Source organism: Brevundimonas sp. (assembly GCF_036677305.1).
Classification (GTDB): Bacteria; Pseudomonadota; Alphaproteobacteria; order Caulobacterales; family Caulobacteraceae; genus Brevundimonas.
On the sequence record NZ_JAKFEB010000201.1, the window covers coordinates 1 to 7,324 of the forward strand.

General features: G+C 71.1%; 9 protein-coding genes. 2 read left to right on the forward strand and 7 right to left on the reverse strand.

Annotation, left to right across the window (positions count from 1 at the left end):
- Positions 1-484, forward strand: a 484-nt coding sequence (locus V6M42_RS11840) for a hypothetical protein (protein ID WP_332678620.1), incomplete at its 5' end; no start/stop codon positions are given.
- Here the strand turns inward: V6M42_RS11840 and V6M42_RS11845 are convergent.
- The 5 genes from V6M42_RS11845 to V6M42_RS11865 all read right to left on the reverse strand — a co-directional run bounded on the left by V6M42_RS11845 (position 481) and on the right by V6M42_RS11865 (position 5,283).
- Positions 481-1,473: an alpha/beta hydrolase gene (locus V6M42_RS11845; RefSeq protein WP_332678622.1), complete on the reverse strand. Its 993-nt coding sequence runs from the start codon at positions 1,471-1,473 to the stop codon at positions 481-483. The two genes, V6M42_RS11840 and V6M42_RS11845, sit on opposite strands and share 4 nt — an antisense overlap.
- A gap of 81 nt (positions 1,474-1,554) precedes the next feature.
- Complete coding sequence (locus V6M42_RS11850; protein WP_332678624.1) at positions 1,555-2,709, reverse strand: serine hydrolase domain-containing protein; 1,155 nt, start codon at positions 2,707-2,709, stop codon at positions 1,555-1,557.
- 61 nt (positions 2,710-2,770) lie between these two features.
- Positions 2,771-3,952: a thiolase family protein gene (locus V6M42_RS11855; RefSeq protein ID WP_332678625.1), complete on the reverse strand. Its 1,182-nt coding sequence runs from the start codon at positions 3,950-3,952 to the stop codon at positions 2,771-2,773.
- Positions 3,953-4,032: 80 nt separating this feature from the next.
- Positions 4,033-4,782, reverse strand: coding sequence for a glutathione S-transferase family protein (locus V6M42_RS11860; protein WP_332678627.1), 750 nt, complete (start codon positions 4,780-4,782; stop codon positions 4,033-4,035).
- A 3-nt stretch (positions 4,783-4,785) separates the two neighbouring features.
- Positions 4,786-5,283: a winged helix-turn-helix transcriptional regulator gene (locus V6M42_RS11865; protein WP_332657474.1), complete on the reverse strand. Its 498-nt coding sequence runs from the start codon at positions 5,281-5,283 to the stop codon at positions 4,786-4,788.
- A gap of 168 nt (positions 5,284-5,451) precedes the next feature.
- Between V6M42_RS11865 and V6M42_RS11870 the strand changes: the two genes are divergently transcribed.
- Positions 5,452-6,288, forward strand: coding sequence for an acyl-CoA thioesterase (locus V6M42_RS11870; protein WP_332678629.1), 837 nt, complete (start codon positions 5,452-5,454; stop codon positions 6,286-6,288).
- On the opposite strand, the gene V6M42_RS11875 is transcribed toward V6M42_RS11870, so the two are convergent.
- Positions 6,285-6,854 carry a hemerythrin domain-containing protein gene (locus V6M42_RS11875; protein WP_332678630.1) on the reverse strand — a complete coding sequence of 190 codons (570 nt, stop codon included), beginning with the start codon at positions 6,852-6,854 and terminating at the stop codon, positions 6,285-6,287. The genes V6M42_RS11870 and V6M42_RS11875 overlap by 4 nt on opposite strands.
- The coding region (locus tag V6M42_RS11880) for a tRNA methyl transferase PRC-barrel domain-containing protein (protein ID WP_332678632.1) at positions 6,847-7,324 on the reverse strand (478 nt) is incomplete at its 5' end. The genes V6M42_RS11880 and V6M42_RS11875, both read right to left, overlap by 8 nt.

Genomic DNA, 7,324 nt, shown 5'->3' on the forward strand with positions numbered 1-7,324 from the left:
GCGCCCCGCGCCACCGCTCCCGACGGGCCCGGTGGCCGGGTCGGCATTGCCCGCGGCGGCTCCCGTGGCCACGCCGGCGCCGCCCCCGCCGCCGCCGAGCGCGTCCACCGTCACCGTTCTCGACGCCGCCGCCCGCGCGGAGTTGCCGTTCGCCGTGACCCTTCCGCCCGGGTTCGAAATCGTCACCGGCCGCCCTGGCCCCGACTTCCGCATCTATACGATCCGCCGCGGCGACCAGTCGTTCGTCATGATCTATGCCGGGCCGGCGTCGCAGTTCCCGATCTACAGCGGCCAGATGATCGAGGCCGGCGGTCGCGCCTCGGTCGTCTCGACCGAGGACGGCGTGCGCCACGCCCAGGAACATCTGTTCCAGCGGCCCGAGGCGCCGCGCGAAATCCATGTCTGGACCATGAGCCTGGACGGCGCCGACCGGGCCATGGCCGAGAGCATCGCCCAGGCCGTGGATCTGCGGCCGGGCCTCTAGGTTTCCGACACCCGGCCGGTCCAGCCCCGTCGCGCGGCCCAGGCGTGGACCAGGTCCGGCCAGACCGACGCGGGCTTTCCGGCGATCAGACGAACCCCGAAGCCGTGGCCGCCCTCCTCGAACAGATGGGCCTCGGCCTTCACGCCCGCGGCGCGGAGGGCGCCCAGCAGCTGCACGCTGTTCTCTGCGGGCACCGACATGTCGTCCAGCGCGTGCAGCAGGAAGGTCGGCGGGGCGCCGGTCCAGTCCATCCGCTCCAGCGACCATCGGGCGAGCGCCTCGGGCGACGGGTCGGGACCCAGCAGGTGTTCGCGCGACCCGGCGTGGGCGAACGGACCGTCCATGGTCGCCACCGGATACATCAGGATCGACAGGTCGGGCCTGAACGAGAGGGCGTCGGCCCCGTCGACCGTCTCATAGACGGCGTCCTTGCTCGCGGTCAGGGCCCCCGCCAGGTGACCGCCCGCGGAGGCGCCGAGCACCGCCACCCGCGCCGGATCCAGACCGTCGGCGATCGCCCGCTGGCGCACCAGCCGCAGGGCCCGCTGGGCGTCCTGCAGCGGGGCGGCCGGTCCGGCGGCCCAGCCGTCGGCCGGCAGACGATAGCGCAGGATGAAACAGGTCACCCCCGCCGCCGCGAACGGCCGGGCGCAGTCCAGTCCCTCCTTGTCCACCACCGCCCATCGGTATCCGCCGCCCGGGATCAGAAGCAGCGACGCGCCGTTCGGCCGCTCGGGTCTGAGCACGGTCAGGATAGGATCGGTCGTGTACTGGGCGAAACGGTCATGGAAGGCCGGGTCGGTCGACCGTTCGACGACCCGGGGCGTCACGGTCACGGTCTCGCCCCCGGGCGCCGCCCCCGCCCACAGCCGGATGGTCTCGGTCGGGTCCGGCGGCGCCATGGCCTGCGAGGCCGGAGGCAGGCCTGACGGTTTCGGCGCGGCGGCCAGCGCGGCAAGCCCCAGCGCCCCTCTTCGGTTCAGCAACATCGGTGTCTCCCGTCGCCAAGGCTAGCAGGAAAGCGGCGGCCCGGCTGCGGCCGATCCCGGCTCGTCAGCCGGGCCGCCAGGCTACGGACCGCCGTTCAAGGCGGCCAACAGCAGGTTCGCCGTCGCCTCGGCCGAGCCGTCGCCCGTCAGGGCCACGGCGGCATAGGCCTGTCGCGCCGGCGACCAGACGACGACGGCTTTCACGCCCGGCGCTCCGCCGCTGTGACCGATCCAGAACAAGTCGCCCTGCGGGGCCGGCACGTCATAGAGCATCATCCCCTGGCCATACCATGTGGGCGCTCCGAACATCTGGCGCGGCTGGGCCAGCAGGCTCCGGACGGTCTCTCTCCGGAGCAGTTCGCCCGAGAGCGTCCCGTGGAGCAGCCGGATCATGGCCTGCGGCGTCGCCGCGACGCCGCCCGCCGCGCCGGGCCAGCTGGGGTCGAGACGCGGCTCGCCCGGCGGCGGGGCTCCGAAGGGCTGGATATCCGGGACGGCCTCTTCCGGAGTCAGGATGCGGGCCTCCGCCACGCCGAGCCGACCGAACGTCCGGGCCATGGCGGCCTCTGCATAGGATCGTCCGTCCACCGCCTCGATGACTGAGCCAAGCAGGGCGTAGCCAGTATTGGTGTAGCGCCACGCCTGCCCCGGGCAGAACAGCGGGCCGTGCCGGCGCACGATCTCCAGCTGTTCATCCAGATTGCGGTAACGCGGATCGGCGCGGGCGGCGGGGTCCTCGTTGGCGCTGAAGAGACCGCTGGTGTGATCGAGCAGGCGTCGGACCGTGATCCACTGACCGTTGGGCACATCGGGCCGCCAGCGGGTGACGGGATCCGACAGGTCAAGCCGGTCCTCGTCGGCCATCTGCAGGATGGCGACGGCGGTCGCCATCTTGCCGGCGCTCGCCCAGGAGTGGAGCGGATGGGACGCGACGCCGTCCGCCTCCCGCCGCGCGCTCCAGAACCCGCGGCCCGGCGCCCAGACCGCCGCCGTCAACGACAGGGCTCCGTTGGCCGTGACGGCGCGTTCGAAGGCGTCTTTCAGGGCCTCTGCGGCCGGCGCCGGGAAGGCGGCGTCATCGAACGCGGCCGGGGCGGGATAGTCCGTTTCCGACGGCGGCGCGTGGACCGGGGATCCCTCGTAGGCCTCGGTTCCCGTGCACCGCGGCTGAGCCGCGGCGGACAATGGAACGGCGAGAATGATCGCCGCCAGGACGCCTGCACCGGATTGTCTCATATCCTGCCTCCGGTTGGAGAGGTCACAGGATCAGCGCGGCTGTTTCAAGGCCGCCCAGGGGTCAGGCCAGTTCGACCGCCACCGCCACGGCCTCGCCGCCGCCGATGCACAGGCTGGCCATGCCCTTGCGGCCGCCGCGCGCCTGCAGCGCCGCCAACAGGGTGGTCAGGACGCGGGCGCCCGAGGCGCCGATCGGGTGCCCCAGGGCCGTCGCGCCGCCATTGACGTTCAGTTTCGCGTGGTCGATGCCCAGTTCGCGCATGGCGATCATGGCGACGACGGCGAAGGCCTCGTTGACCTCCCACAGGTCGACGTCGTCCACCGACCAGCCGGCCTTCTTCAGCGCCTTCTGCATGGCGGGGACGGGGGCGGTGGTGAACAGGCCCGGCTCATGGGCGTGGGCCGCGTGGCTGACGATGCGGGCGACGACAGGCAGGCCCAGCGCCTTCGCCACGCTCTCGCGCGTCATCACCAGGGCGGCGGCGCCGTCCGAGATCGAGCTGGCGTTGGCGGCGGTGATGGTGCCGTCCTTCGAGAAGGCGGGCTTCAGGGTCGGGATCTTCTCCGGCATGGCCTTGCCGGGTTGTTCGTCCTCGGTGACCGTCACGACGCCCTTGCGCGAGGCGACTTCCACCGGCGTGATCTCGGCCTTGAAGGCGCCGGAGCTGATCGCGGCCAGGGCGCGGTTCAGGCTCTCCAGCGCGTATGCGTCCTGCGCCTCGCGGGTGAACTGGTAGGTCTGCGCCGACTCCTCGGCGAAGGCTCCCATCAGCTTGCCGGGGGTGTAGGCGTCCTCGAGACCGTCCATGTACATGCTGTCGACGATGACGTCGTGGCCGATGCGGGCGCCCCCGCGGTGCTTGGTCATCAGGTACGGAGCGCCGGACATGGATTCCATGCCGCCCGCCACGATCACGTCGGCGCTGCCGGCGGCGAGGCTGTCCGAGGCCATCATCACCGCCTGCAGGCCCGAGCCGCACATCTTGTTGACCGTCGTCGCCTCGACATGCCGGCCGAGGCCGGCGTTGATCGCGGCCTGACGGGCCGGGGCCTGGCCGAGGCCGGCGGGCAGGACGCAGCCCATGTAGATCTGTTCGACCTTCTCCGGCGCGATCCCGGCGCGCTCGACAGCGGCCTTCACCGCCGTCGCGCCCAGTTCGGTGGCCTTCACGCCCGACAGGGCGCCCTGGAAGCCGCCCATCGGGGTGCGGGCGAAGGAGACGATGACGACGGGATCGGACATGACGGAAACCTGGGGAGGGGGTCGGAAGGAAATTCGGGCGGTTGAATGGGCCGATTGGGCGACTTGGGCAAGCGCCGTGACTATTGCGGCGTCATCGGGCCGCGGCGGGCGGCCTCGCCCGCCCAGCTGCGTTCGGCCGGGGCGAAGCCGAACTCGGTCAGGCGCTCGCGGTGGCCTGCCAGGGGCGTGCGCATCAGGTTGCGCGCCAGCTTGTTCAGCGGACCCAGCGGCGTCTCCTCGTTCATCCGCTCCAGCCAGGCGGCCAGGCGGGGCCAGCGATCGGGATCGACATTGACCTGCACCGCGCGCCCGTTGAGGAAGGCGGGGGCGACGCTGAGGTCTGCCATCGACAGCGCGCCGAGCAGGAAGCCGGCCTCGGGCGTCTGGCTCTCCAGATAGTCGAGGATCTGGGGCAGTTCGACGTCGCGGGCCTTCTCCACCACTTCGGTATCGGCCTCGGCCCCGAAGAAGCGGGGCTTCAGGGCGATCTGGTAGAACAATCGCCAGCCCAGCACGTCGAACAGGCGGGTGTCGGCGAACTCTTCCAGCCACCGCGCCTTCGCCCGCTGAACCGGATCGGCCGGCCACAGCGACGGGCCGGGCCGCGTCTCCTCGATGTACTGGACAATCACGCTGGAGTCGCACAGCACCAGATCGCCCTCGATCCAGACGGGCACGCGCCGCAGCGGGCTGATCCGCTCGAAATCGTCATTGCCGTACATCGGCGAGATCGGGTCCAGCTCGACCTCGACCCCCTTGATCGCGCAGGCGGCCAGCACCTTGCGCACATAGGGCGAGACAGGGCTGCCGATCACGGTGACGGCGGCCATGGCTCAGGCCGCCTTCTCGTCGACCCGGGGCATGACGTCCCCGACGGTCGGGCAGTCCTTCGCGTGAACCAACTGGATGTCGCGCGGCTTGACGATCTCGTTGCAGTGGCCGCAGGCGATGCGCGGGGCGAGGTCCTTGCCGCATTCCTTGTGGATCATGGCCAGGCCCGAATCCTCCTCGCCATAGACGTGGCGCGCGCCCCAGGCGTGCAGGGTGACCAGCACCCCGTACAGGTCCTTGCCCTTGGCCGTCAGGCGATATTCGTTGCGCGGCGGGCGTTCGGAATAGAGGTGCGGCTCCAGCACGCCATGCTGGACCAGGGTCTTCAGCCGCGCAGCCAGAACGTTGCGGGCGACGCCCAGCCGCTCCTGCCATTGCTCGAAGCGGCTCACCCCGTTGAAGGCGTCGCGGATGACCAGCAGCGTCCACGGATCGCCGATGACTTCCAGCGTCGCGGCGATCGAACAGCTCTGGCGTGAGTAGTCTGCGGTGCGTCCCATGAGGTGAAAGTGACCCTGCGTCAGCCATTTGGCAAGAGGGTTGCCAATCTGGACGGACTGGGTCAGTCTTGTTTGGCTACGGAGGCGCCGCGGCGTTTCCGGATCCCCAGACTTCGGGCGGAAGCCTCCCCGACTTCCGCCCGCCCTTTCTCCGATATAGCTACGCGCATGACCCAGACACTGGCCGAAGCCCTGACCCTGACCGACGACGGCTCCGGGGGGCTGAGGGCGCGGCTGGACGGCGGATTCTCCAACGCGCCCCGCTCGGCGCCGCAGGAGCGCGGCGCGCCCTTCGGCGGCCTGATGGCGGCGCTCGCCGCCGGGGCCATGCGTCAGGGCCTGGGGATCGAGACCCCGCTCCAGACCCTGACCATCCAGTATCTGGCCGCCGCCCGCTTCGAGGACGCGGTCTTCACTCCGACGATGAACCGGGGAGGCCGCAACGTCGCCTATGCCTCGGTCACCGGAGGGCAGGGCGAACGTGCGGCGATCCAGGCGCTGGGCACATATGGCCGGGATGTCGCCGGGCCCGTGCTGACTCCGCTGACGGCCTCGCCCCCGCCGGTGAACGAGCTGGAGCCGTCGCCGCTGGACCCGACCTTCGGTCCCTGGTTCACCCGCCATATCGAGCACCGCTTCGTCGCGGGGCCGAAACTGTTCGGCGAAAACACGGACGCGGCGCCCGAACTGGGTTGCTGGATGCGGACCGTCGACGCGGCGCCGCTGGACGAGGCCCGGCTGCTGTTCCTGCTGGACGGTCTGTATCCGACCTATTTCACGGCCTTGCCCGCGCCGCCGGTCGTCTCGGCCAGCGTCGACCTGCGCGCGGATCTGCTGACGGAACTGACGCCGGACACCTCGCCCGAGGGCTGGGCCTATTTCCACTTCACCAGCCAGGACGTGGGAAGCGGCTGGGCGGTCGAGGACGGGGTGGCCTGGGCGCCGGACGGTCGACCGCTGGCCCTGGTGCGTCAGCGCCGGAAGCTGATGCCGGGCCGACCCTAGCCGTGCAGGCCGCGCAGCTGGATCAGGGGGATGACGATGTCCTCCTCGTCCTCCAGATGGCGCAGCAGGGGACCGGCGTTTGCGTCGATCAGATCGGACAGGCGGTTGGCCCTGTCGGCGAGGTCGGGCGCCCTGGCCCCGACGGCCTGATGGAACGCCAGACCGCCCTGGAACAGCGCCTCCAGCGTTTCGTGGATGGCGTCGTGGTCCCGGTCCAGCAGGTCGATGCCGGCGCCGATCTTCGGCTCGATCTGGCGCATCATGGGGAAATACTGACCGCTTTCGACCCGGTGGTGGCCGTCGAGGTGCTGCAGGAAGGACTGGAGCGCCGGGATCAGCTGGCGGTGCAGGGCTGCGGCGTCGCCATTGGCCCGCCACTGGCCGACCAGGCCGTCCATATGCGCCTGATGCCCGCGGAAACTGGCGTGCATCTGCAGCCAGAAGGCCGCCGTCTCGTCCAGCTTCGAGGTCCAGCGGTCGCGGGGAAACTCATCGCGCAGATACAGGAAGTCCGACGGCAGTCCGGCGCGCATGGTCAGCGCCAGCGCGTCGGGCGCCTCAGACAACGGCGGTGGTCGTCTTGATGAAGCCGCCGCCCAGCAGGCGATCGGGATCGGCGGGATCGTAGAGGGCGCAGGCCTGACCCGGAGCCACGCCTTCCTCGCCGGTGTCGAACAGGATCGCGACCGCGCCGTCGATCAGGGCCAGCCGGGCCGGGGAGGGCGGACGCGTAGAGCGCACGCGGGCCAGCACCGGCGCGCCGGCTTCAGCCGCCGCCTCGATGGTCTCCCCGTCGCCCAGCCAGTTGGTCTCGTCCAGCGTCAGCGACGCGGTCAGCAGGGCCTCGCGCGGGCCGACGATGACGTGGCGCTTCGCCGGATCCAGCTTCGTCACGAACAGGGGCTCGCCCACGGCGACGTTCAGGCCGCGGCGCTGGCCGATGGTGTAGTCGGTGATGCCCGAGTGAGCGCCCAGCACCCGGCCGTCCATGTGGACGATGTCGCCGGCCTCGCGGCCTTGCGGACGCAGCTTGTCG